At 73.6% G+C, this 25,044-nt stretch carries 17 protein-coding genes; 11 read left to right on the top strand and 6 right to left on the bottom strand.

The window, feature by feature from the left end; translation table 11 throughout:
* A partial coding sequence (locus DLJ47_RS14540) for a hypothetical protein (protein ID WP_146228091.1) occupies positions 1-3,262 on the bottom strand: 3,262 nt, incomplete at its 3' end.
* Positions 3,259-5,361, bottom strand: a complete 2,103-nt coding sequence (locus DLJ47_RS14535; RefSeq protein WP_109900554.1) for a hypothetical protein — start codon at positions 5,359-5,361, stop codon at positions 3,259-3,261. The genes DLJ47_RS14540 and DLJ47_RS14535, both read right to left, overlap by 4 nt.
* 586 nt (positions 5,362-5,947) lie before the next feature.
* On the opposite strand from DLJ47_RS14535, the gene DLJ47_RS37490 reads away from it, so the two are divergent.
* From DLJ47_RS37490 to DLJ47_RS35735, 3 genes are all read left to right on the top strand, one after another.
* Complete coding sequence (locus DLJ47_RS37490) at positions 5,948-6,073, top strand: hypothetical protein (protein WP_255562311.1); 126 nt, start codon at positions 5,948-5,950, stop codon at positions 6,071-6,073.
* Positions 6,074-6,075: 2 nt separating this feature from the next.
* Entirely contained in the window at positions 6,076-6,939 is an 864-nt protein-coding gene (locus DLJ47_RS14530) for a peptidoglycan-binding domain-containing protein (protein ID WP_109900553.1), read from the top strand.
* Positions 6,940-7,069: 130 nt separating this feature from the next.
* Positions 7,070-10,306: a hypothetical protein gene (locus DLJ47_RS35735; protein WP_158289819.1), complete on the top strand. Its 3,237-nt coding sequence runs from the start codon at positions 7,070-7,072 to the stop codon at positions 10,304-10,306.
* Positions 10,307-10,386: 80 nt separating this feature from the next.
* Here the strand turns inward: DLJ47_RS35735 and DLJ47_RS14520 are convergent, their stop codons facing one another.
* From DLJ47_RS14520 to DLJ47_RS14505, 3 genes are all read right to left on the bottom strand, one after another.
* The gene (locus DLJ47_RS14520) at positions 10,387-10,809 is read right to left on the bottom strand and encodes an MmcQ/YjbR family DNA-binding protein (RefSeq protein WP_109900552.1); all 423 of its coding nucleotides are present in this window, start codon (positions 10,807-10,809) and stop codon (positions 10,387-10,389) included.
* 268 nt (positions 10,810-11,077) lie between these two features.
* A complete protein-coding gene (locus tag DLJ47_RS14515) occupies positions 11,078-11,668 on the bottom strand; it encodes a hypothetical protein (RefSeq protein ID WP_109900551.1) in 591 nt (196 codons plus the stop codon).
* A gap of 1,099 nt (positions 11,669-12,767) precedes the next feature.
* Positions 12,768-13,577, bottom strand: coding sequence for an SAM-dependent methyltransferase (locus DLJ47_RS14505; RefSeq protein ID WP_109900549.1), 810 nt, complete (start codon positions 13,575-13,577; stop codon positions 12,768-12,770).
* Between the two features lie 287 nt (positions 13,578-13,864).
* Here DLJ47_RS14505 and DLJ47_RS14500 point away from each other — a divergent pair, with 287 nt between their 5' ends.
* The gene (locus DLJ47_RS14500) at positions 13,865-15,091 is read left to right on the top strand and encodes a PucR family transcriptional regulator (protein WP_158289818.1); all 1,227 of its coding nucleotides are present in this window, start codon (positions 13,865-13,867) and stop codon (positions 15,089-15,091) included.
* Between the two features lie 85 nt (positions 15,092-15,176).
* Here the strand turns inward: DLJ47_RS14500 and DLJ47_RS14495 are convergent, their stop codons facing one another.
* Positions 15,177-17,090 (bottom strand): Xaa-Pro dipeptidyl-peptidase, encoded by a 1,914-nt coding sequence (locus DLJ47_RS14495; protein ID WP_109900547.1) that lies wholly within the window; start codon positions 17,088-17,090, stop codon positions 15,177-15,179.
* 314 nt (positions 17,091-17,404) lie between these two features.
* On the opposite strand from DLJ47_RS14495, the gene DLJ47_RS14490 reads away from it, so the two are divergent.
* The 7 genes from DLJ47_RS14490 to DLJ47_RS14460 all read left to right on the top strand — a co-directional run bounded on the left by DLJ47_RS14490 (position 17,405) and on the right by DLJ47_RS14460 (position 24,996).
* Positions 17,405-18,259, top strand: a complete 855-nt coding sequence (locus DLJ47_RS14490; RefSeq protein ID WP_158289817.1) for a carbohydrate ABC transporter permease — start codon at positions 17,405-17,407, stop codon at positions 18,257-18,259.
* On the top strand, positions 18,256-19,557 hold the full coding sequence (locus DLJ47_RS14485; protein ID WP_233257832.1) for an ABC transporter substrate-binding protein: 1,302 nt from the start codon (positions 18,256-18,258) through the stop codon (positions 19,555-19,557). Before DLJ47_RS14490 ends, DLJ47_RS14485 begins: the two co-directional genes overlap by 4 nt.
* A complete protein-coding gene (locus tag DLJ47_RS14480; protein WP_109900545.1) occupies positions 19,557-20,567 on the top strand; it encodes an ABC transporter ATP-binding protein in 1,011 nt (336 codons plus the stop codon). The genes DLJ47_RS14485 and DLJ47_RS14480 overlap by 1 nt, the downstream gene beginning before the upstream one ends.
* Complete coding sequence (locus DLJ47_RS14475) at positions 20,564-21,445, top strand: carbohydrate ABC transporter permease (RefSeq protein ID WP_109900544.1); 882 nt, start codon at positions 20,564-20,566, stop codon at positions 21,443-21,445. Before DLJ47_RS14480 ends, DLJ47_RS14475 begins: the two co-directional genes overlap by 4 nt.
* A 17-nt stretch (positions 21,446-21,462) precedes the next feature.
* Entirely contained in the window at positions 21,463-21,930 is a 468-nt protein-coding gene (locus tag DLJ47_RS14470; RefSeq protein WP_109900543.1) for a hypothetical protein, read from the top strand.
* A gap of 15 nt (positions 21,931-21,945) precedes the next feature.
* Positions 21,946-22,443, top strand: a complete 498-nt coding sequence (locus DLJ47_RS14465) for a GNAT family N-acetyltransferase (protein WP_109900542.1) — start codon at positions 21,946-21,948, stop codon at positions 22,441-22,443.
* Positions 22,444-22,608: 165 nt separating this feature from the next.
* Positions 22,609-24,996: a WD40/YVTN/BNR-like repeat-containing protein gene (locus DLJ47_RS14460; RefSeq protein ID WP_109900541.1), complete on the top strand. Its 2,388-nt coding sequence runs from the start codon at positions 22,609-22,611 to the stop codon at positions 24,994-24,996.
* The last annotated feature ends 48 nt before the right edge of the window (positions 24,997-25,044 follow it).

The raw sequence follows: 25,044 nt of genomic DNA, 5'->3' as shown, positions 1-25,044 counted from the left end.
GCTGCTCGTCGGGCACTCGTACCTGGGTCTGGTCGCCCGGCAGCTCACCGCGGCGGTCCCCGCGCAGGTGCTCGGACTGGTCACCGTCGGCCACCTGTGGCGCGTCCAGCGGCAGCAGCGTGCCGTCGTCGGCGAGGTCCACCACGTACCAGCGGGCGGCCGGCAGGGTGCCGAGGTCGACCAGGTGTGGCGGGGTGCCCGGCACCCGCAGGTCCACGGTGGCGACCTGGTCGGGCGGGACGTCGCCGAGCAGCTCGGCCCAGGGCCGCGAGCCGGCCAGCGGCGGCGCGAGCAGCAGCACCGCCCAGTCGTCGCCGGCGGCCGCGGTGCGGGCGGCGATCTCCGCGCGCAGCTGGCTGATGACCGCCGGCGAGCCGGTGAGGGTGTCGTGGGTGGCGGCGACGGGGGTGCCCGCGCGCCAGCCGGGCTCGGGCGGCAGCGGGGTGCCGGCGGGCACCAGTCCGTCCCCGTCGGTGAGCATCCCGGCCAGCGCGCCGAGCGCCGCCGCCGCGTGGCCGGCGTCCACCCCGTCGAGCAGGTCACCGATCTCCGGCCGGTACGCCCCGACGACCTCGGCCGCGGCGAGCACGTCGGCGCCGGTGACCGGCACCGGTTCGGTGTCCGCGTCGGCGCCGGTGACCGGTTCGGTGTCCGCCTCGTCGGCGGCGTACCGGTCGGCCAGCGGCGCGATCGCCCACTGCGCGGGCGGTCCCTGGGGTTCCAGCCAGGCGAGCACCTCGACCGCGTCCTCGCCGGTGTGCTGGACCGGCACCCGCCAGGGCGCCGACGGGGTGCCGCCGCCGGTGACCGGCAGGTCGACCTGTGGCAGGTCCTGCCCGGGCAGGGCGGGCAGCCGGTCGGTCAGCGCGGCCTGCAGCAGTCGCAGCAGCACGACCAGGTACGGCGTCCCGTCGGTGGTGCGGGCGTCCTCGTCGCGGGCCAGGTCGGCCAGCCAGCGGCGGACCGCGGCGGCGGGATCGGCCAGCAGCGACGACAGGTCGGCGGGGTCGGGCGGCAGCAGCGGTGGCAGGCCGGCCAGCGGGCCGGTGGTGCCCGGTCCGGCGATGCCGACCAGCGCCAGCAGGTCGCGGGCGGTCGGACCGGCCCAGGACTCGGCGACCCGGGCGAGCAGGCCGCGGGCGGCACCCCAGAGGGCGGTCGGGTCGACGCCGAGGCCCAGGTCGGGCAGGGCCGGGTCGATCGGGCCGGCCGGCGGCAGGGTGAGGTCACCCAGCACGTGGGCCACCCCGTCGACGGTGACGGCGAGGTCGCCGACGGTCGCGGCGACCCGTACCGGCGACCCGAGCGACCAGGTGACGTCGACCCGGATGCCGTCGGTGGAGACCCGCACCGGCGCGCCGACGGCCAGGGCCGGTGGCTCGAAGGCGGCGGTGGCGGTGACCCCGGCGAGCCAGGCCGGGCCGGTCGCCCCGTCGAGCGGGATGCTGGCCAGCGCGGCGCGGACGTCCACCCGCCACGGCAGGGCGGGGTCGAGGTGGGCGCCGCCGCGCAGGGCGAGGCCGAGCTCGACGACGGGCGCGGCGGCGGTGCCGGAGTCCCACAGGACCAGCTCCAGGGCCACCGGCGCGCCCTCGGCCGCGGCGAGGGCGGCCACCGGGACCCGCCACGGGTCGGCCGGGGTGCCGGTGCCGGTGACCACCGGGGTCGCGGTGCCGGCGAGCCGGGCCACCTCGCGCAGCACGCCGGGCCAGCCGTCGGGGTCCTGGCGCAGCTGCCGGTAGTAGGCGGCCAGCGCGCGGGTCGGCGCGGTGGTCAGCAGCCCGAGGTCGACGCCGGGGGTGGTGCCCAGTCCGAGCAGGTGCCGCAGCGCGGCCACCGGGCCGGCGGCGGGGCCGAGCCCGGTCTCGATCGCCTCCTCCAGCAGCGACTGCGCGGCCGAGGTCAGCGACCGGGCGTCGGTCAGGTCGACCAGGTCCAGGTGGTGCGGCTCGTCGCCGATCGCGACGGCGACGTCGCGCAGCTCCAGCACCGGCGTGATCGCGCCGGTGGCGGCGAGGTAGCGCAGCCCCGCGCGCAGCCCGCCGACCTGGACGGCGCCGGCCGGCTCGCCGGCGGCCGGGTAGAGCCGTCCGCCGTTGGCGGGCGCGGCGACCAGCACGTCGAGGCGTTCGAAGAGGGTGACCGGGGTCGACCCGCTCAGCGGCATCACCAGCAGTACGGCGTCGCCGCGGACGGTCGCGTCGAGCGCGCCACCGGGGTAGCCGACCCGGGCGCCGACCACGAGGGCGGACGCGCCGGTGGCCGGGTCGGTGCGGACGGCCACCGTGAGGTCCACCGACGGCGGGCCGGCGAGCACGGGAATGACCAGCGGATCGGCCTCGGTGGGCAGGTCGGTGCGCTTGGACGGGTCGGCGCCGAGCAGGCCGGCGATCGAGTCCAGCCAGCCGACCAGGCCGGGCGCGCCGTCCGGGGTGCGGGCGGCGACCAGCGCGGCCAGCCAGGACCGGAACGCGGCGGGGTCGCCGGCGAGGTCGCCCAGCGGCAGCGGCACCAGGCCGGGCGTCAGGCCCAGCAGGCCGGGCAGGTTCGCCGCGACCAGGTGCACCGGCCCGGGTACGCCGTCGCCCACCTCGGCCAGCACGTACCGCAGCAGCGCGGTGACCAGCAGGGCGAGCTGCGAACTGTCGGCGGCCGGGTCCAACACCAGCGGCTCGGTGGTGCCGGGCAGGCCACGCACGGTCACGGTGACCCGGCTCAGCTCCTCGTCCGGCGGGGCGACCAGCAGGACGGCGGCCTCCACGCTGGCCCCGGTGTCACCGAGCGGCGCCCGGGCCCGCAGCCGGATCGGGTGGTTCCGGCTGGCCGCGACCGGGGTGACCGTGCCGCCGTTGGCCACCAGCAGGTCCAGCCGCGCGGTGACGGCGGGGCCGCCGGCGACCGGCCCGGCCTCGGCCGCGATCGCCAGGGTCAGCGGGGCGGACGCGGCCACCCCGGTGCGTTCGACGACCAGGTAGACCTGCCCCTTGCCGCCCTCCTCCAGCAGCGGCACGTGCCGGGCGACCCGGCCGGGCTGGCCGGCCGGGTCGGCGGGGAAGCGCGGCCGGGCGGCGGGCAGCAGGCCCTCGATCGCGCGAACCAGCGCCGCGCGCTGCACGTCGTTGGCGACCAGCTTGCCGACCCGGGTCCACGGGTCGGCGAAGAACTCCTCCACCAGCCGGACGCCGCCGCCGGACGGGGCCAGCAGGCCCAGTGCGATGCCGAGGTCCTCGACCTCGGCGGGAATGCCGTCAACGTTGATCATGGACCCACCCACCCCGCGAAGCTCCCAGGCTCGGGATCGAGCCCGACCCAGTTGTTGGTCTTGTCGAACTGGTCGTGCAGGCGCAGGATCCGCAGGTCCCGCTCGTCCTTGCCGTTGAGGTTCCGCTCGTTGAGGTAGTTGATCTGGAACAGCCGCAGCCACGGCGCGCGCAACGGGCCGGAGGCGCCCTCGTCGAAGGGCCGCAGCTCGGTCCGCGTCGGCTCGGCCATCCGCGCGATCGTCTGCTCGGTACGGGCGACCGCCCGGTCGATCGCCGTGGTCACCGCGTTCGGCGCGTTGATGTGCTGGTCGATCACCAGCGCCGCGGCGAACTCGGAAGTGACGAAGTCCCGGATCCGGTACTGCCGGCCCCGGACGAGCAGCTTCGCCTTGCCCAGCGGCTGGCGGGCCAGCCGCTCGAAGCGCCACACCGCCGTCCACACCTGAACCAGGTCGTACGGCACCGAGCACAACGCGGCGAGCCGGACCCGGCCGCACCACTCCGGCCCGATGGTGAACACCTTGCCCTGCGCCGTGGCGCCGAAGAAGTCATGCCGGGGCAGGACCGCGTCGGGCTCTTCCGGCGGCTCGGGCAGGCGGCGGCGGCCACCGCCGGGCGGGATCTCGAACAGGGTCGCGTACCGCGGCGCGTAGTCCTTGCCCTGGTGCGGCGTCCCGTCCGCGGCGAACGCCTCCGGGTTGGCGGCCCGCACCTGTACCGGGTCGGCGACCTCGGCCCTGGCCTCCTTGCCGTCGGCGCCCCGCCACCACGGCTCGACGTCGAGTCCGTACATGCCGAAGAAGAGGTCGTAGTGGTCGGGCGCGGCCCGTTTGAACCGGGCCAGCAGCACCGGAAGCTCGTGGTTGGAGTGCGCCGACCACTGCTGGATGCCGGTGGAGATGGTGGCCTTGTCGGCGCTCCGGGACCCGTCGAGCTGGCCCTCGTTCGGGGCGATCAGCTCGACGATCCGCAGCCGGGCCTGCTCGTGCGGCGCGTCGAGGCCGATCGTGGCGGCCTGCGCGCGGATGAACGCGGCCGGGTCCAGCCGACCCGCGTAGGCCGGGCCGGTCCACACGGTCTTGTTCTCCTGGACGTGGCTGGCGGTGGTGCCGATGCACAGGTCCCGGCCGAGCACCATGGTGTGCCGGCCGCCGGGGTTCTCGGTGGGATCCTTCCAGGGCGACCGCAGGCCCTGCGGGGCCGGCTTCTTCCCCTTCACCAGCGGCGCCGGCGGGACCGGGGGCAGCTCGTCGGGGACCACCGTCGGACCGATCACGTCCGGCGGCTGCCACGCTCCCGAGCCGGTGCGGGTCAGCCCGAGCGCCGGCCCGAGGGCCTCCCGGGCGTCCTCGGCGTCACCGCCGTCGGCGGGGCCGACCAGCGCCCACAGTCGACGCAGCAGCGCGTGCCCGGCCGTCACGCCGGCCAGCATCTCCAGCTCTCCGGCGCTCAGCCCACCTACCAGGGTGGCGGCCAGCTCGACGGCGTCGTCCGGGTCGTCGGCGCGCACCTGGCGGAGGATCTCGACGATCCGGAACACCGCCTCGAACGGGTTGCCAACCAGGTCTCGCTCGATCACGTCGGCCACCTCGTCGAGGTCCCGGCCGGCCAGCCCGGCGGCCACCTCGCTGGTCAGCGCGGCCGGGTCGGGCAGCGGCAGGTGCTGGGCGGGCTGGTCCAGCGAGATGCCGAGGCCAGCCGGGAGGGCGTCGGCCCAGCCGGCAACGGTGTCCCAGTCGGTGACCCACTGCGCGCCGTCGGCCGCGATCTCCACCGGCACCGGCAGCCACAGTCCGGTCCGCCAGGCGGCCGGGCCACCGAGCGCGGTCAGGTAGTTCTGGTTCCATGCCCACAGTGCCCGGGCCAGCCGCATCTCGTCGTACGGCGTGGCGTCCGGCGCCCCGGCCGGCTTGACGGTCTTGCGCAGCCAGTACGCGATGCCGCGCAGCGTCGCGCCGGGGCCCAGGAACAGCGAGAGCGTGGGCCGCTGCGTGGGCGTGCGGCGGCCGCCGACGGTGTTCCACAGCGTGCCGGCCACCGTGGTCGGGGTGCCGGCGGCCGAGCCGGCAGGTACCCGCAGCAGCACGTTGTAGGTCATGGGTGGCGTAGCGCCGGGGTGGTCGGCGACTAGCTGCCCTGCCGCCACCGCTTCCGCGACCGCGGTCACGACTCGTCCACCCGGCGGCCGTTGTCGGCGCGCCGTTCACGCGAATCCATTGTCCCCCCTCGGTTTCCCGCCTCTCCGAACAGGTTCGGCGCGGGAGTTGCCGGGAGGCTACGGACGATCGAGCGGCGATCTCTGTCGCCCTTCGGACGTTACAGCCCGTGCCGTCGGAGGAACGGACCGAAGCGGCAGCGCTCGTCCACCGTTGGGCCGGTCCGGCCGGCCAACTGGTTGACCCCGGTCAACCAGTCACATTGGACAAGTGTTGACTGTTCGATCAATCGAACGCCGGATCGGATGGAGAAAACGCCGGAGGCGGGCCATCGATCGGCGACCTGCGCCCGCCGGTCGGGCAGTCCTGCTGCGGAAACGCGACTCATCTCTTGCCGGTGTGCCGCCCTGCTCCCGAAGGTTTGCCCACGACGCCAGTCACCCGACGGCCGTCCGCCGCGCCCCGGCCCGAACCGGGCACAGCAGGACGCACGGGTCGGCCGGCGACGACCGGAAGGGGGGACCACTGATGGAAACCGCCAGCATCGACGCCGAGTACCTGGTGGCCACACTGGAAGAGGACGACGACCCGGAGGCCCTGATCGGCGACGACGTCGACGTCGACCTGCTGGCCGCGCTGGAAGAGGAGGAGTGACCATGGGCGTACACCTGGCCCCCACGCTCCGCGTACTGCGGGAGGAGATCAACACCCGCTGGCCGCACCGGGACAAGGCCTCCGACGGGTGGATCGGCGACGCAGCGCACCAGGCCCGCAAGTCCGACCACAACCCGGACGGCGACGACCGCTCGGTCAACGCCGCCGACTTCGACATCGACGGGATCGACCCGCTGCTGGTGGTCCGGCAGTGCATCGCGCACCCGTCCACCCAGTACGTCATCTTCAACCGGACCATCTGGAGCCGCACCCGCAGCTTCCGCGCCGCCCGCTACACCGGGTCGAACCCGCACACCAAGCACCTGCACGTCAGCGTGAGCCACTCCCGCGCCCTGGAAGACAGCCTGCGGCCGTGGGGCATCGCCACCGCCCGCGTGTCCAAGCTGGGCGACCGCACGCTGAAGGCCGGCTGCAAGGGCAGCGACGTGCGGGAGCTGCAGACCCTCGCCAACCGCCTCGGCGCCGGGCTGGCCGCCGACGGGGTGTTCGGCCCCCGGACCACGGCCTGGGTCCGGTCCTTCCAGACATCACGCAAGCTGGCCGTCGACGCGGTGGTCGGGCCGAAGACCCTCGCCGCGCTGCGCGCCGCCACCAAGCCGCCGGCCCCCAAGCCGGGACCCGGCCGGGCGCCCGGCTCCCGCACCATCCGCGCCGGCAGCACCGGCGAGGACGTCGCGTACGTCAAGCGGTTCATCGGCACCCGCCGCTGCGGCCCGCCGGGCGACCGGTTCGACGCGAAGACCGAGTCGGGGGTCCGCTGGTACCAGCAGATGCGAGGGCTCACCGACGACGGCATCGTCGGCCGGCTCACCTGGGCCGAAATGGGCGTCCGGGTCACCTACTGAACCAGCCGGGCGGGTGACCGGCGACCCGGTCACCCGCCCGCGCCAACCCGGCGCCGACGACCGCCGGGAGCACACCGAACGATCGGACATGTCCGGACGCGGCCCGCCGCGCCGGCGGGGGCGGGAGCAGATGACCCAGACCGTGAGCGAACCGGGCGTGCGGCAAGCCGTCCTCGACAGCGTGGGAACACGACGGCCCGAACAAATGGCGGCCAGCCAGCCAGTGACCACCCGGGTGCCGCACGACCTGCTCCGCACCGAGCTGTACGCCGCCGTGGACGAGCTGGTGCCGGACGCGCTGGAGCTGCGCCCGGTGCGCGGGCGTCTGTACGCCTGGGCGAACCCACCCGCCGACGCGCCAGCACCGTCGGCCGCCACGATGGCCCGGCGGGTACGCGGCGTCGAACTGGCCTGGGTGATGGTGGTGACGCTCGGGCCGACCCTGCGCCAGCTGGCCGACCTGAACCGACCCACCCGTTACCTGCCCCCGTTCGCGCCGGAGCTGTGCGGGCTGCTGACGCAGGCCCGGCGGGCGTACTGCGCCGCCATCGCCGCAGCGCTGGACGCCGCGCCGGCGTACCGGATCGAGGCCCAGCAGAACGAGGGCGACCGGCTGATGAACGCCTTCTCGACCCGGATGCCACTGCTCTACCTGCACAGCTACATGGGCCTGGAGGCCACCATCCGGCAGCTGACGGACCAGGTCGCCGACCTGGTCGCGCTGCGGGCCGAGCGGGAGTCCGACGCACTGCCCGAACGGGCCGCCGACTCCGAGACCGGCGTCGCCATGACCAACCCGGGCCAGGACTGGTTCCTGCGCAAGCGGCTGCTGACCGACCTGCAGAGCGTGCGCGACTACCCGTTCCACGACTACATGCAGCCGTACCTGCGGTTCAGCCAGCGATTGAGCGCGATCAGCCTGGCGGTGCAGCTCCTGGTCGTCCGTGAACAGCTGTCCTGGCTCGCCGACCAACCGCTGCTGCCCAGCGACGCCGCCGACCGGGCGGACGGCTACGTGATCGAACTCGCCGTGGCGCTCACCCACATCGAGCAGAGCATCCTCCTGCACAAGCAGGGCAAGTACGTCGAGGCGGCGGACGCGGAGCGGCTGGCCCGCGCCGTACTGGCCACGGTCACCGGACGGCCGCAATACCGGGAGGACTTCAAGGAGCTCACCGACACCGTCGAGCTGCACCGCACGGCCAAGGCGGTCGCCGCCGCCGTAGCGATCGGCGTCGCCACCGCCATCACCGCCGGCGCGGTGGGCGCCGCCGCCGGCGTGGCGCTGGCCGCCGTCGTCGACACCACCACCGTCTTCGGCACCCTCCTCGTCTCGGCCGGCGTGGTCACCACCCGGCTGATGTGGGAGACGCTCGTCGCACGCAGCGGATCCGAGCTGCTGCTCGGGCCACAGTCCATCACCGGATCGTCGTTCCAGGAGGACCTCGCCTGGCAGGCGTTGCAGACCGCGGTCGTCCGCGTCGTGCTCTTCGGCTCCGGCGACATCTTCAAGGCCATCGCCCGCTCCGGCGACCGGGCCGAGCAGGCCGCCCGGCTGGCCGTCGAGCAGATCACCACCTTCGGCTTCGGCGAGGTGCAGCACCTGGTCAAAACCGGCGAGCTGCGCAGCCTGCGGGACAGCGTGGTGGCCGCCGTGACGCAGGCGGCCACCACCGGCACGATCATGATCGGTGGCCTGCTCGCGACGAGGTTCATCGACCGGCTCGGCGACGCCCGCGGCGGGCTCAGCGCGGACGCCGAGCTGCGGCTGCAGGCACTGGAGGCCGAACGCGCCCAGGTCGCCGCGGACTTCGCCGCGGTACGCGACGGCACCGCCACCCCGGAGCAGTTCCAGGCCTGGGCCGGTCGCGCCGCCAAGGTCTGGAACGGACTGGTCAAGCTCGTCGACGAGATGACCGCGGGACCGCAACGCGACGCCGCCCAGCGCCGGCTCGCCGCGGCCAAGGGCGAGATCGAGCTACGGCTGGCCGAGGCGGGCATCAGCGCGACGCTGACCTGGCCGGACGCCGTACCGACCTTCGAGGGACTACTGCCCGGCCTGGTGGCCTACAGCGAGGACGGCCGGGCGGTGCTCGACACCGCCTACCCACCCGCCACCCGCAAGCCCACCGAGACCCCGGACGCCGTGCTGGTCCAGGGCACCGGCGGCCGGCGGCTGCTCCTGCTGCCCGAGGGCGCCCTGCCGGCGCGACCAGCGCCGGCTGAGCGGCTGGCCCACGTGCCCGAGCTGGGCCAGCGCCCCGGGTCGCCGCCCGAGCCGGTGGTGCTGCCCGGCGCCGCCACCGTCGGGCTGGACCTGCTCCGGGCCGCCTACAACCCGGAGAAGGCGGCGAACATGCTCGCCCAGGCGGCCAAGGGCCGGGAGGCCTTCCTGAGCCTGCTCGCGCACCCGGAGCTGGGCAGTGTCGGAAAGATCCAGTCCCGGACCCCGCACCTGTACGGCCTGGCGTCGCACCCGGCATCGATCGCGTTCGGCCGGCGGTGGGGTCCGCGGCTCGTGCTGCGGCTGCGCGGCCTGGGCACCGTCGGGATCGACGACGTGCTGCTGCGGGCCGAGGCGCTGCTGGAGCAGACCCCGGAGGCGGACCGGCCGGCACTGATCGAGCGGCTGATCGACCGGACCGGCGACAAGCTGCGCCGGGAGTTGGAGTTGATCCCGCCGCTGCGAAGGCACGGCCGCATCATCACGCCGGGCAATCTCGGTATCGACCGCAGCCATCCCAGCTGGCATGCGCTCGCCGCCGAGGTCGCCCGGCACCACCCCGACCTGACCCCGGAACAGCGCGCCGTGATGACCGACTGCCGGCAGATCATCGAGGTCGCCGAGTCCGGCGCATTCGACCGGTACGTGCCGTCGACCCGGCTCGGCATCATCGACACGTTCGAGAGCCTGATGGGCGACGGGCAGATCCGCATCCCGGAGCTGACCGTGTTGGCGAACCGGATGCGGGGCCGCCTCGCCGAACACGTCTTCCTCGGCCCGCTGCCCATCCAGCAGCAGACCATGTGGTTCCTCGGCGCGCGGACCAACACCTGGCTGACCGGGCGGTCCAACCTCGACGGCCACTGGAGGATCGGCGACGTACCGGGCTTCCTGGAGTTGAAGTCCGACGACATCCACCTGCAGACCGCCGCCCAGCAGCAGGCCACCGCGCGGTTGTACCTGCAGCACGCGCTCGGCGACTTCGAGAACATCCCCGCGAACTCGCACTACCACCTGTGGTTCATCCGGGATCCGGGGCTGGAGGCGCGGCAGCGGATGCTGTCCATCCTCCTGCCGAGCGGCGGGAAGATCACCGGAGTGCACTTCGGCCCACAGCCGCCGGCACCCGTGCCACAGCGGTGAGCGCCGGGCGACCGACCACCGTCGCGCCCGGCCCGCGGCAGGCGGCGCAGAGGCGGCTGAGCCGCCCGGTCAGTGCCCGGTCACCGGTCCGCCGCGGTGGGGCGGGCCACCTGGGCGGCCAGCTTCTTCGGGGCAAGGCGACAGTAACTCTCCGTGAGCAGCTCGCCGACCTCGTCCCACTCGACGCCGCCGTCGAGGACCATGCCCAGCACGTCGGCGCCCCAGTCGGGCTTGTAGAAGGGGAAGCCGCCGGCGACGAGGGCGTGCACCTCGTCGACCGGCGCCCGGAACGTCAGCACGCACGTCGGCTCGTCGGTGGCGGCGGCTCGCGCGTACGCCATCTGATGGTCCGGGTCGACGATGAGCACGTGGGCGAAGGTGCGCTTGCGGACCCGCCACCGGATGCCCACCCAGGCCGGTTCCTCGTAGGCATCGGGCAGGCCGCGGCAGATCGGGCGCAGCCGGTCGAGGAACTCGGGCGGGACGTCGGCGGGAGCACTCACCCCGGCACGCTAACCCGACCCCCCGACACTCCCGCCCGGCTCAGGGCGCGCGGACTCCGGGCCGACAAAGACGCACTGGCCGGCACCCCCACGCAGGCCAGTGCCCGCGATCGGGTGCCGGCCCAGGTCCGGAACGCCGCAGGGCTGGCACCCGTGGTGGGTGCCGGCCCTGCGGTCGGTGGATGTGCTGCTGGCCGACACCCGGTTCGGGTGTCGGCCAGCAGTCCCCCTATGAGGAAAGTCAGTCCTGCGAGTGTTCGGTTGGTTGTCAGCTGTTCCAGTGCTCGGCGACGAGGTCGGCGGCCTGCTGCTCCCACTGGGCGTAGTGGAACGGGTAGGCCGACACCTGCACCGTCTGGGCGGCCTTGGTCAGCGGCATGTCCTGCCAGCCGTCGACCTGCTTGAGGCCCTTCAGGAACGCCTTGGTCGAGTACTCGGGGTCGGTGATCTGCTCCACCGTGCCCCAACCGCTCGACGGGCGCTGCTGGAACAGGCCCTGCGAGTCGTGGTCGTTGCGCTCACCCAGGTGACCCAGGTTCTCCAGCTTCGACTCCTGCAGGCTGGTGGCGATCGCCACCACGGCGGCCCGCTCGTCCATGTCGGACTTCTTCGTCGCCGCGATGATCGCCTTCACGTTCTCCACCTGCTCATCGTTGAGGTCGATGCGCGACTGCTCACCCTGCACACCATGCGGAACCAGCTTGCCCATGTCCGGCTTGTCAGCCTGCACGGTCACGGCGACCGGCTTCACGGCCTCAACCGAGGTGGTGTCAGCGTGCATGGCGGGGCCAGCGAAGATGCCACCGGCGAAAGCCAGACCAGCAATACCCAGAACGCTCTTACGCATGATCGTGTTCATCACAAAGCTCCTTCGGGGGATGACGCCACCAAACCCAAGGGGGACGGGCCACAGCAGCGCAAGCACCATCAGGCGCTCAAAAGACTCAGGGGAAAGAACCACTCGACACACTCGGCACTCTCACCGGGGCGGGGGATGCCCTGGCCGGTGCCAGATGCCCAGCAGAACCAGCGGGCGGGGGTGCCCTGCGCGGTGCCGGACTGTGTGTAACGACCGCTGGCCCGCCAGCATTCCGGGGGACCCGGACCCACACTGGCTCGGCCGGTGGGGACCGGTACTGCGACCGTCGGGGGATGTAACGACCGCCGCCCGCCATCATTCCGCCGGGCCAGGCCCGGGCCGGCTGTGCGCGGCGGCGTGCCCTTGCTCGATCGTCCGCATGATGTAACGCCCCCGACCCGGCCCCAATTCCGCCACCCGGATGCCGCCGGTCACAGCCCCAAACCGGACATTCACTACAGCTGGCGACATCGAGTACGCCCATCCCCGAGGGCGGACGGGATGATCGACACCGTGTCGCCGATAGGGGGCCATCCGGACGGATCCGATACCGCCACGTCGCCGGGACTGCGCAGGCCCCCGAACACCCTGCGGCTGCGGCCCCGATGCGTGCAATGTCCGGATGGCTCGACCCCCCTGAGGTTCCATCCCCCACCGGCGGAGAGCGCCCGATTGGATCACGACCGGTTTGGGGGTCACCCACGAACGAGCGGGATACCTCAGCGGCATACTGATGACTCAGAGGTATCAACCTCCCGGACAACATGCCCAGGCCCTGGCGACACGCCCGAACCGATCAGCCCGCCAGCCAGCCGCCGATCCCGCCGGGCGGGACGTGCAAACCGGCGCCCGCCTCGGCAGTCACGAACGGACCCGGACCCACAACAACCCTGGCGCCCACCGTGACCACGCGGACGGACCGGACCACGGCGAGGGTGTGGCCCGCCGTGACCGGCGCACTGATCAAGCCTGACCGCCCGAAGCCGGTCACGGCGGGCCACACCCCAACCGCAACCACCCACCGCAAGCAAACCCCCGACGCAAATACCAAGCCTGACCGCCCAAAGCCCGTCACGGCGGGCCACACGCCAACCGCAGCTCAGCCCTTGCGGGCGACCGCGCTGTACTCGGAGGTGGGCGTGGTGTCGTTGCCGTCCGGGCGCCACTGCGAACAGGTGACCAGCCCCGGTTCGAGCACGTCCAACCCGTCGAAGAACCGGAGGATCTGCTCCGGGGTGCGGACGCACATCGGCGCGGCGCCGCCGGTGTTCCACATCTGAACCGCCCGGTCCACGGCCTCCGGGCTGACCTCCCGGGTCGGGTGGGAGATGACCAGGTAGCTGCCGGCGGGCACCGCGTCCACCAGGCGGCGGACGACCGCGGTCGCCTCGGCGTCGTCGACCACGAAGTTCAGGATACCCAGCAGCATGATGGCCACCGGCTGGGTGAAGTCGAGGGTGCGCCGGGCCTGCTCGAGGATGGTCTCCGGGTCGCGCAGGTCGGCCTCGATGTAGTCGGTAGCGCCCTCGGGGCTGCTGGTCAGCAGCGCGCGGGCGTGCACCAGCACCATCGGGTCGTTGTCGACGTAGACGACCCGGGAAGCCGGGGCGACGGCCTGGGCGACCTGGTGGGTGTTGTTCGCCGTGGGCAGGCCGGTGCCGATGTCGAGGAACTGCCGGACGCCGGCCTCGCCGGCGAGGTGACGCACCGCCCGGCCGAGGAACTCCCGGTTGAAGCGGGCGGACTGCACCAGCTCCGGCAGGAACGCGAGCACCTGCTCGGCGGCCTCCCGGTCGGCGGCGAAGTTGTCCTTGCCGCCCAGCAGGTAGTTCCACAGTCGGGCCGAGTGCGGGACGCTGGTGTCCAGGGCGCTGGCCGCACCGCCGCTGGGGCTCGACACGTCGGTCACCGGGGCTCCTCGAAGTCGTCACTGCCGGGTCGGCACAGCCTAGGTCCGTCCACGCAGGACTTCAACGCCGGGCTGCGGCACGTCGTCAAACCCCGGCCCCGTCGTCCCGCGGGTTGGACCGGGCGTAACGCGATCGACGCCCGGGCGCGCTCATCGGACAGGGGCATGATCAGCTTTTGGTCACCGTCCGAGCGGGGGAAGAATCCGAGACAGCAGGCAGGACGCACTACCCGGCCACCCGCCCGTCCGGGATGCCGGCGGCGCGGTCCGGGCGACCGGAGGAGCACATGCAGGGTGAGCTGCAACGCATCGTCGACGCACTCGCCGCCCACGCCGGCCGCCCGGCGTTGATCGAGGACCGGCGGCAGCGGGTCGTGGTCTACAGCGAGCACACCGGCGTGATGGACGACGTGCGCAAGGCGTCCATCCTGCGCCGGCAGACCACGCCGGAGGTGATGGCCTGGTTCCGTGACGTCGGCATCATGGAGGCCCGGGAGCCGGTGCGCACCCCGGCGTCGGCGGAACTCGACCTGCTGCCCCGGGTGTGCGTGCCCATCCGCCACCAGGACCTGCTGCTCGGCTTCGTCTGGTTCATCGACCCGGACGGCACCATGGCCGACACCGACCTCGAGGCGACCGGCCTGGTCAGTGAGCTGTCCCTGGCGCTGTACCGGGAGAACCTGCTCGGCGAGCTGGCCTCGCAGCGGGAGACCGAGGTGGCGCGTACGCTGCTCGCCGACAGCGCGGCGACCCGCGACCGGTCGGTGCGGGCGCTGCGGGAGGCCGGCCTGATCGCCGGCGACGGCCCGGCCACCGCGCTCGTCGCGCAGCTGGTGACCTCCGGCCAGCCGCCCGACGAGGTGGCCCGGCTGGCGTTGGAGCAGGCGCTGGTGACCACCCGCCGGTGGATCGGCACCCGGGAGGCGCTGCACGTGGTTCGCGACGACCACGGGGTGCTGCTGCTCTGCGGCGGCCGGTTCGCCGGGCGTCCCTCCCCCGAGGCCGCCGCGAAGCTCCTCGACGACAACCTGCGGCAGGCCACCCGCGGGCTGAGCGCCGTCGAGCGCACGGTGGTGGGGATCGGCCAGGCCCGCGCCGGGCTGGCCGACGCCGTCGGGTCGTACGGGGAGGCGCTGCGCTCGGCCCGGGTGGGCGTACGGCTGCCCGCGCTGGGCCGGGTGGTCTCCTGGTCCGGGTTGGGCATCTACCGGGTGCTGTCCCGGCTGGACGGCCAGCAGCCGGACATCTCCGACGTGCACCCCGGGCTGGAGCGGCTGCTGCGTGAGCAGTCGAACCCGGTGCTGCTGGAGACCCTGGAGCGCTATCTGGACCTGGCCGGCAACGCGCACGCCACCGCCGAGCAGTTGCGGCTGCACCGCACCACCCTCTACTACCGGTTGCAGCGGATCGAGGAGCTCGCCGAGACCGACCTGAAGGACGGCAACGAGCGGCTCTGCCTGCACCTGGCGCTGAAGCTGGGCCGGCTCACCGGCCGCTACCGGCCCGGGGGCTGAGCGGCCCCGGCCGCCGCGGGACCGCCGACCGACCGCCGCCGAGCGCGGGCGGGGCGCCGGTGCCGGCGCCCCGCCCGTGGATCAGCTACAGGCCGGCGGCGACGGCGGCGTCGCGGCCGCCGACCACCGGCAGCTCGATCCGGCTGCGGTCGAAGTGCACGGTGATCTCGGCCTGGTTCTGCTTGGCCCGGCTGCTGTAGCCGGAGTACGAGCCGAGCAGCACCACGCCGATCTGGTGGCCGGCCTCGAAGACGTAGTCCTCGGGCAGCAGCCGCACGTCGACGGCGTTTTTCTCCCCCGGCACCAGCGGCGTCGACACGCTCAGCGAGTCGAGGTTGAGCCCGTCGAGGATGCCCTTGGTGACCAGTTCCTGCGGGTTGCTGGCCACCGTCTTCTCGGTCTGCCGGTAGCAGGCCTCCTCGGCGTGCCCGCCCCAGGTGGCCGTGCCGCCCCAGCAGTCCTCCGTGGCGAGGGTGCGGATGCCGTCGCCGGAGGTGCTGAACCGGGGTCGGGTCCCGTAGTCGACGAGCAGCCCGGCGAAGCTGGTGTCCACGTCGTCGACCGATGCGTTGATCTTGACGATCGGCGAGCCGGAGACGTGCAGCGGCGCCAGCAGTGGCCGGGACAGGAACACCAGCCGGTTCTCGGTGTTCGCCTGCGGGTCCGACGGGTGCCGGATGGCGTTGGTCTGGCTCATCGACGGGGTGTCCTGGAAGCTGACCCGCGCGTTGCCGGGGTGCGGACGCACCGACAGCCTGCCGGCCGCCCCGTCCGCGCCGGGCTGGAGGAACACCTGGGTCGACTGGGCGGCCGGCAGCGGCCAGTCGGAGTGCGTCTCCCAGACGTCCGGTGCCCGCTCGATGTCGACCATCGGCTCGGCCATGATGCCGTTGTCGATGCCGTGCAGCCAGTGGTCGAACCACTGGTGCAGGGTGTCCACCCATTCGCCCCGGCGGAAGTCGAACGGGTCGACGTGCCCGGTGCCGGTCAGCCACAGCTTGCGCGGCACGTTCCGCTCGGCCAGCGCGTTCCACCAGGTGCTGAAGTGGTCCGGCCGGACGTTGTTGTCGTTGATGCCGTGCACCACGAAGACGCTGGCGTTCACCTGGCCGGCGTGCGGGACGTAGTCCCGCTCGGCCCAGAAGTCGTTGTAGTCGCCGGTGGCGTCGTCGACCTGCTCGCCGAGGCGCTCCCGCACCGGCGCGCAGTACGCCCGCCGGGCCGGGTTGGTGACCGTGTTGGCCAGGCTGCCGGAGTAGTTGTTGGCCCGGGTGACCAGGCCGCCGCTGCGCGAGTAGTCGTACCAGCTGGAGATGGCGGAGATCGGCACGATGGTGCTCAGCCCGGCCACGCCGCTGGCGGCGGCCGCGTTCGCGAGGGTGCCGTCGTACGACTTGCCGATCATGCCGGTGCGGCCGTTGTGCCAGTCGGCGACGACCTCGCGCCCGGCGGCGTCCCGGCCCGGCCGGCGGCCGTTGAGCCAGTCGATCGCGGTCGGCGCGCTGACGTTGTCGGCGTGCCCGCCGGTGACCGGGCAGCCGGTCGAGTTGTTGGTGCCGATCATGTCCAGCAGCACCACCGCGTACCCGCGCGGCACGAAGTAGTTGTCGTAGAAGAGCGGCCACTGGTCGTTCAGGCCGTCCCCGTCCAGGTCGCCCTTGCACTCCCCCTCGTTGCCGCGGCAGACGGTGGAGTAGTACGGGCTGGCGTCCATCACCACCGGGACGCGCAGGCCGTCGTCGCTGGCCCGGGGCCGGATGATGTCCATCGCCACCACGTCGGCCGCGCCGTCGGCGTCGGTGTCCACGTCGGAGGTGACGAAGACCCGCTCGCGGATCGCGTCGTCGTACCCGAACACCGGCTGGGTCACCCCGTCCTCGATGACCGGCCCGAGGCGCTCGGCCGCCGGCTGGGCCGTCGCGGTGGCCGCGGGCAGGCCGACGGCGGTGGTCGCCACGACCACCACCGCCGCCCGCCACCAGGTTCTCCTGCTTCGCATCGTGCTCCTCCCTGTCGGCACCGGCCGTGGCCGCCACGCCCGGTCCGGACGCGGTCACCGTGAGCACGGCGCTGTGATCGAACCCTACGAATGGGCGCGACGCCGGTCATCGGACACGTGTGGGAGGTGCCGGCCGACGACTCCTACGTCTGTCGCAGGCGTCGCCGTCCCGGCACGCAGCTCGGCGGCCGGTCGCACCCGCGTCGCCGACGTCCGCGCCGCTGCGGCCGGTACGACAGGCGTAGGAGACGGCGGGGCGCGATTCCAACAGGTGCCCGATGATTCGCCGGCCCAGCGGCCATAGGTTCGGCGACGTGCGGTTGTCGGGTCGCGCCACGATCCCGCGGATCATCGGGCGTTTCGTGGTACCGGCCCTGTTCGCGGCGCTGTTCGCCGCCCCGCTGTGGTTCATGGTGGTCGGCTCGCTGCGCCCCACCGGCCTGCCCCCGCCCCGTACGCTCGAGGTCCTCCCGCCGGAGCCGACGCTCGCCGCGTACGCCCGGCTGCCCGAGCTGATCCCGCTCTTCCGCTACCTGGCGAACTCCGCGCTGGTGGTGGCGCTGGCCGTGCCGCTGACCGTGGCCGTCGCCTCGCTCACCGGCTTCGGGCTGCGGCTGCTCACCCCGACCGCCCGCCGGCGGGTGGTGCTCGGCCTGCTCGCGGTGCTGCTGGTGCCGGTCACCGCGGTGTGGGCCACCCGCTTCGAGCTGTTCCGGCTGGCCGGCGTGGTCGACACGTACCTGCCGCTGCTGGCCCCGGCGGCGCTGGCCGGCAGCCCGTTCCTGGTGCTGCTCTACGCCTGGAGCTTCGGCGGGGTGCCGGACAGCCAACTGTGGGCGGCCCGGCTGGAGGGGGCGGGCTGGCTGACGGTGTGGCGGCGGGTGGCGCTGCCCCAGGTCCGCCCGGCCACCCTGGCGGTGGCGGTGCTCGCCTTCACCTTCCACTGGGCCAACTTCATCGACCCGCTGCTGTACCTGCATAGCGGCGACCGCTACACCTACCCGCTCGGCCTGCAGTTCCTGCGCCTGCTCAACCCCACCGACTGGCCGCTGCTGATGGCCGGCAGCGTGGTGGCCACGCTGCCGTGCGTGCTGGTGTTCCTGCTGGCGCAGCGGGTGCTGTTGAACGACGATCCACTGGCCGCACTGAGATCTGGAGGACGCAGGTGACGAACACCGGGGCACGACGGTGGCTGGGCCTGGTCATGGCCGCCCTGCTGGTCGGCTACGCCGCCGCCGGCTGCGGCGGCGACGACCGCGCCGGGGACGCGTCGGGCATCACGGTGGTGCTCTTCGGCGACGCCGAGGAGATCGCCGGCTACCGCACCATGGTCACCGCCTTCGAGCAGGCCACCCCCGACGTCGACGTCAACCTCTCCCCGGTGGCCGGCCAGGACGAGCTGATGGCCCGGCTGACCACCGCGTTCGCCGGCGGCAAGCCGCCGGACGTGTTCCTGCTCAACTACCGCCGCTACGGCCAGTTCGCCGCCCAGGGGGCGATCGAGCCGGCGCAGTCCTACCTGGAGCGCAGCACCGTGCTCAAGGAGAGCGACTTCAGCCCGCGGGCGCTGGACGCCTTCCGGTACGACGGCAAGGCGCTGACCTGCCTGCCGCAGAACCTCTCCTCGCTGGTCGTCTACTACAACGCCGACCTGTTCGCCGCCGCCGGCGTACCACTGCCGAAGGCCGGCTGGACCTGGGACGACTTCCTCGCCACCGCCCGCGCGCTGACCCGGGACGGCCGCTACGGGCTGGGCGTGGAACCGTCCGTGCCCCGGCTCGCGCCGTTCGTCTGGTCCAACCGCGGTGAGCTCGTCGACGACCCGGCCCGCCCGACCGCGCTGACGCTGCGCGCCGACCCGGCCACCCGGGCGGCCGTCGACTGGTTCCTCGACCTGCAACTGAAGCACCGGGTGGTGCCCCCGGACGCCGAGGAGCAGAGCGAGTCCAGCGAGGCCCGGTTCCTGCGCGGCACGCTCGGCATGTACCTCAACAGCCGGGTGGCCGTGCCGACGCTGCGCACCATCGAGGGCTTCACCTGGGACGTGGCGCCGCTGCCGGTCGCCCCGGGCGGGGTACCCGCGTCGATCCTGCACAGCGACGCGTACTGCATGAGCGCCGGGCTGCCCGAGCACGGCGACGCCTGGCGGTTCATCGAGTTCGCGATGGGCCCGCAGGGGCAGCGGATCCTCGCCGAGTCCGGCCGCACCGTCCCGTCCCGGCTCGACGTGGCCAACTCCCCCGTCTTCCTCGACCCGGCCGCGCCGCCGAAGTCGGCGCGGGTCTACCTCGACGCCGAGCCGCACCTGCGGGCCACCCCGCGCACCGCCACCTGGTCGCGGGTGGAGAAGGAGACCGGCACCCTGCTGGAGGAGCTGTTCTACGGCCGGATCGACCGGGAGGAGGGGCTGCGCCGGCTGGAGGAGCAGAGCCGGCAACTGTTCGCCCTGCCGGTCGGAGGGGGCTGATGGGCGGCCGCGGCGCGATCCGGCTGGAGGAACTGACCAGGTCGTACGGGCGGACCAAGGCCCTCGACGGCATCGACCTGGAGGTACGCGCCGGTGAGCTGCTCACCCTGGTCGGGCCGTCCGGCTCGGGGAAGTCGACGGTGCTGCGGCTGATCGCCGGCCTGGACCGGCCGGACGGCGGCCGGGTGCTGGTCGACGGCGAGGACGTCGCGCGGGTGCCGCCGCACCGGCGGGCCGTGGCGATGGTCTTCCAGGACTACGCGCTCTACCCGCACCTGACAGTGCTCGGCAACCTGACCTTCGGGCTGCGGGTGCGCCGGGTCCCCCGCGCCGAGGCCGACCGGCGGGCCCGGGCGGCGGCCGACCGGCTGGGCATCGCCGACCTGCTCGACCGCCACCCGGACGAGATGTCCGGCGGGCAGCGGCAGCGGGTCGCGCTGGCCCGCGCCCTGCTCCGCGAGCCCAGCGTCTACCTGCTCGACGAGCCGCTGGCCAGCCTGGACGCGCCGCTGCGCTTCGCCACCCGGGCCGACCTGCTGGCCCTGCACCGGGACCTGGGCACCACCACCGTCCACGTCACCCACGACCAGGCCGAGGCGATGACCCTCGGCGACCGGGTGGCGGTGCTGGACCGCGGCCGGGTCCGCCAGGTCGGGCCGCCGCAGCAGGTCTACGACGAACCGGCGGACACCTTCGTCGCCGCCTTCCTGGGCAGCCCGCCGATGAACCTGGTGCCCGGCGGCGGGCTGCTCGGCGGCGCCGCCGGGCTGACCCTCGGCGTACGGCCGGAGGACCTGGCGCTCGACCCGGACGGGCCGGTCGAGGCCACCGTCGACGCGGTGGAGGCGCTGGGCAGCGAGGCGGTGCTGCTCACCCGGTGCGCCGACGGCACCCGGTTGACCGTCCGCACCGGACCGCGCCCCGGCGTACGCGCGGGCGACCGGGTCCGGCTGCGTCCCGACCCGGACCGGATCCACCGGTTCGACGCCGAGACGGGCCGGCGCCGGTGACCGGCGGCCGGACCCGCCGGCCGCTGACCGGCTGGGCGTTCCTCGCCCCGTACGCGGTGGCGGTCGCGCTGCTGGTCGCGCTGCCCGCCCTGCTCAACGTCGGGTACGCGTTCACCGACCACACCGGGCTCACCCGGGATCCGCGGTTCGTGGGCCTGGCCAACGTCCGTCGGCTGCTCGACGACCCGTTCCTGCTGGACAGCCTGCGGGCCTCGCTGCTGCACGTGGCGATGGCGGTGCCGGTGCGGCTGGTCGCCGCGGTGGGGCTGGCGCTGCTGCTCGCCGCGCCCCGCCCGGGCGGGCGCTGGTTCCGGGTCGCGGTCTACCTGCCGACCGTGGTGCCGGACGTGGCGCTGGCGGTGCTCTTCCTCTGGGTGCTCAACCCGCTGTACGGCCCGCTGAACCAACTGCTGGGCCTGTTCGGCCATCCCGGCTTCACCTGGCTCGCCGAGCCGGGCACCGCCCGGCTGGCGGTGGTGCTGATGCTGGCCTTCCCGATCGGCGAGGGCTTCGTCGTCGTGCTGGCCGCCCGCCGGCTGCTCGACGGCCGGCTCTACGAGGCGGCGGCGCTGGAGGGCTGCGGGCCGGTCGGGCAGCTGCGCCGGCTCACGCTGCCGATGCTGGCCCCGGTGCTGGTGCTGCTCGCGGTCCGGGACACCATCCTCACCCTCCAGGTGAACTTCGTCCCCGCGTACGTGCTGACCGACGGCCGGCCCGCCAACGCCACGCTCTACCTGCCGGTCTACATCTTCGACCAGGCCTTCGAGTTCTCCGGCTTCGCCTACGGAGCGCTCATCTCGATGGTGCTGATGGCGGTCACCGGCGTCATCATCACCGCCCTGCTGCTGATGGTCCGGCGCTGGCGGGTGCTGCGGTGAGGTGGCATCCTGCTGCGGTGAGACTCCGGGCCCTCGCGGTCGCCGCCACGGTTCCGCTGCTCGTCGCCTGCGGCGGGACGGACGCCCCGCAGGCGACCGGGCGGGGCCCCGGGATGCTGGCGAACCTGCCCAGCTGCGACCGGGTGCCGCTGGACACCGAGCCGGAGGTCGACGCACGGGTCACCGGCCTGGTGCTGCCCGACGACGCACGGGTCACCTCGGTGGTGGAGCAGGGGGCCCTGACCACGGTGGAGGCCACCGTCCGGATGACCCCGCTGGACGTACGCGCCCACTACGAGGGCCGCGCCGACATCGAACTCCTGCGCGTCGAGGACGAGGTCTTCGAGACCGAGGTGCTGACCCGGGCGCAGCAGCGGCGGATGTACCTGCGGGCCGCCGCGCTCTGCGCCGACGGCACCACGCTGACCGCGGTGGTGGGGCCGGACTCGGAGGAGGCGGGGCTGCCGGAGTTCCAGAGCGGGTAGGTAGCCTCGGCTGCCATGAGTTGGCTGCCCGACGACTTCGTCCATCCCCTCCGCGTACCCGTGCCCGACACCGCGCTTCACCTGCGGCCGATTCGGGAGGCGGACGCCGCGCTCGACTACCCGGCCGTGATGGGCTCCCGGGAGCGCCTGTGGGAGATCTTCGGTCCGGCCTGGGGTTGGCCCGCGGAGACGATGACCTACGACGAGAACCGCATCGACCTGTTGCGGCACGAGAAGGAGATCGCCGCGCACCAGTCGTTCAACTATGCGCTGCTGGACGAGGAGGAGCCGGCCATCCTCGGCTGCGTCTACATCGACCCGCCGGAGCGCACCGGCTCCGACGGCGAAATCTCCTGGTGGGTGGTCGACGACCTGGTCGGCGGCGAGGTGGAGCACGCGCTCGACACCCTGGTACCGCGGTGGATCGCTGCCGACTGGCCGTTCCGGCAGCCCCGTTACCTGGGCCGCGACATCACCTGGCAGGACTGGCTCGCGCTGCCGCCCGCCTCCTGACGAGCGCCGTGGCACGGCCACGGGCATGGCGGCCCGGCTCGACAGGTGTCCTAAGCCGACGGCTGGAATCCCAACAGTTGCCTGGTGACGTGGCTCACCGCGCCCTCTAGCGTGCGACAGACGACTGATACCGGTCGTACCCGCACGTGGACAGGGAGATGCCGTATGAGTCCCAGCCTCGTCCGAGGTAGACGCGTCCTGCCGGTGGCGGCGGTCCTCGCCCTGCTGACCGCGGCCGCCTTGACCACCTCCGCACCGTCGGCGAGCGGCGAGCGGTCGCTGGCCACCAGCACCCCCACCGGCCCGATGGAGCTGCCCGCCGAGTGGATGACCGCGCAGCGGCTCAGCGACGGCAGCACCGACCTGTCCGCCGCCAAGTACGCCCGGGCCCGGGGCGAGGCGAACCAGCTCGCCGCACACACCCGCAACGTCTACCGGCACCTCGCCGAGCAGGAGTGGAACTTCTTCGGCCCGAGCAACATCGGCGGCCGGGTGGTGGACATCGCCGTCGACCCGCAGGTGCCCGACCAGGTCTTCATCGCCGCCGCGTCCGGCGGCGTCTGGCGCTCCGGCGACGCGGGGGCGACCTTCGAGCCCGCCTGGCCGGACACCTGGCAGCAGAGCATGGGCGCGGTCGCGATGACCACCGACGGGGTGCTCTTCGCCGGGACCGGCGAGGCCCAGCCGGGTGGCGGCTCGATCACCTTCGGCGGCGACGGGATCTACCGCTCCCGGGACCGCGGCAGGACCTGGCAGCACGTCGGCCTGGCGGACAGCCACGCCATCGCCCGGTTCGCCATCGACCCGAGTGACCAGGACCGGATCTTCGCCGCGGCCGCCGGCAACCTCTTCGTCCCCGGCGGCGAGCGGGGCGTCTACCTCTCCGACGACGGCGGCGACAGCTGGCGGCAGGTGCTCGCCCCGCCGAACCCGACCACCGGCGCCACCGAGGTGCTGATCGACCCGAGCAACCCGTCCCGGGTGTACGCGGCGATGTGGGACCACCTGCGCGAGCCACACCAGCGCACCTACGGCGGCCCCGGCTCCAGCCTGTGGCGCTCCGACGACGGCGGCCAGACCTGGCAGCGGCTGACCAACGGCCTGCCCACCGACGCCGACCAGGGCCGCTGGGGCCTCGCCCTGGCGCCGAGCAACCCCGACCGGCTGTACGCGTACGTCGGCACCGCGCTGGGCCCGTTCCGCGCCTTCTACCGCTCCGACGACGGCGGTGACTCCTGGACGCAGACCCCGGTCAACGCCAACCAGGCGTCCCAGTCCACCTTCAGCTGGTGGTTCGGCAAGCTGTGGGTCGACCCCGCCAACGCCGAGCACGTCTTCCTCGCCGGGGTGAACCTGCGCCGCTCCACCGACGGCGGGCAGAGCTTCGGCAACGTCGGCGGTGTGCACGCCGACCAGCACGTGATGCGCTGGGACCCGAAGGTCCCGGGCCGGGCCTACCTGGGCAACGACGGCGGCTTCTACCGCTCGGAGAGCAACGGGGTCAGCAACTGGGTCAAGTCGACCTACGAGCCGTACACCCAGTTCTACACGGTGGACGTGGCGCAGACCGACCCGGCGCTCAAGGTCGGCGGCGCCCAGGACAACGGCTGCAACCGCGGCTACAACGGCCCGGGCGGCCCGTGGAACGCCATCGGCTGCGGCGACGGCCTCCAGGTGATCATCCACCCGGAGAACCCGAACATCGTCTTCGGCTGCAGCCAGTACGGCTCCTGCTACCGCTCGGCGACCGCCGGCGGCAGCCCGCGCCAGTCGATCGGCGCGGGTCAGACCACCTCCGACCGGCGCAACTGGCTCACCCCGCTGCAGTTCGACCCGAGCGACCCGGACGTCATGTACTACGCCGGAAACGTCGTCAACCGGTCCACCGACAACGGCCGCACCTGGACGGCGATCAGCCCCGACCTCACCGGCGGCGGCCCGAACGACCCGAACGGCTACCCGTGGGGCACCATCACCACGATCGCGGCGGCGCCCACCGACGGCAACAAGCTGTACGTCGGCACCGACGACGGCAAGCTGTGGTGGACCGACAACCTCGGGCAGAGCTGGAACGAGGTCGACCCGGGTCAGCTGCCCGGCACCTGGGTGACCCGGGTGGCGGTGCACCCGACGGACGCGAACATCGCCTACGCCACGTTCTCGGCGTTCCGCTCCGGCAGCGACCGCCCGCACGTGATGGTGACCCGCGACGGCGGCCGTACCTGGACCGACATCGGCCGGGGGCTACCCGACGCGCCGGTCAACTCGGTGGTGCCGACCTCCGACGGGCTGCTGCTGGTCGGCACGGACGTCGGGGTGTTCGTCTCGACGTGGAACGGCGGCGGGTGGGCCGCGCTCGGCGCGGACCTGCCGGAGGCGGCCGTGATGTACCTGCGCTACCACGAGCCGACCCGGCAGCTGACCGCGGCGACGTTCGGCCGGGGCATCTACGACCTCACCGTGCCGCGCTGCCCCGCGGCGTCGACCAAGCTGCCGCTGCGGGACCCGGGCGTCGGCGTGGTCGGCGCGCTGGCCTCGTGCCGGGCGGGTTGATCCGCTAGCCGCGAGCGGGGGTGTGGACAGCGTCGTCCACACCCCCGC

It is taken from the genome of Micromonospora sp. S4605 (assembly GCF_003176715.1).
In the GTDB taxonomy this organism is placed as follows: domain Bacteria; phylum Actinomycetota; class Actinomycetes; order Mycobacteriales; family Micromonosporaceae; genus Micromonospora; species Micromonospora echinaurantiaca.
The sequence above is the reverse complement of the archived record's forward strand: the minus strand, read 5'-3'. Positions and strand labels throughout refer to the sequence as shown.

Excerpts from the sequence above, each read along its gene's own strand:
- DLJ47_RS14515 (WP_109900551.1), bottom strand. The coding sequence starts at position 11,668 with ATGAACACGATCATGCGTAAGAGCGTTCTGGGTATTGCTGGTCTGGCT.
- DLJ47_RS37490 (WP_255562311.1), top strand. The coding sequence starts at position 5,948 with ATGGAAACCGCCAGCATCGACGCCGAGTACCTGGTGGCCACACTGGAA.
- DLJ47_RS14500 (WP_158289818.1), top strand. The coding sequence starts at position 13,865 with ATGCAGGGTGAGCTGCAACGCATCGTCGACGCACTCGCCGCCCACGCC.
- DLJ47_RS14465 (WP_109900542.1), top strand. The coding sequence starts at position 21,946 with ATGAGTTGGCTGCCCGACGACTTCGTCCATCCCCTCCGCGTACCCGTG.
- DLJ47_RS14535 (WP_109900554.1), bottom strand. The coding sequence starts at position 5,361 with ATGACCTACAACGTGCTGCTGCGGGTACCTGCCGGCTCGGCCGCCGGC.
- DLJ47_RS14460 (WP_109900541.1), top strand. The coding sequence starts at position 22,609 with ATGAGTCCCAGCCTCGTCCGAGGTAGACGCGTCCTGCCGGTGGCGGCG.
- DLJ47_RS14495 (WP_109900547.1), bottom strand. The coding sequence starts at position 17,090 with ATGCGAAGCAGGAGAACCTGGTGGCGGGCGGCGGTGGTGGTCGTGGCG.
- DLJ47_RS14530 (WP_109900553.1), top strand. The coding sequence starts at position 6,076 with ATGGGCGTACACCTGGCCCCCACGCTCCGCGTACTGCGGGAGGAGATC.
- DLJ47_RS14480 (WP_109900545.1), top strand. The coding sequence starts at position 19,557 with ATGGGCGGCCGCGGCGCGATCCGGCTGGAGGAACTGACCAGGTCGTAC.
- DLJ47_RS35735 (WP_158289819.1), top strand. The coding sequence starts at position 7,070 with ATGACCCAGACCGTGAGCGAACCGGGCGTGCGGCAAGCCGTCCTCGAC.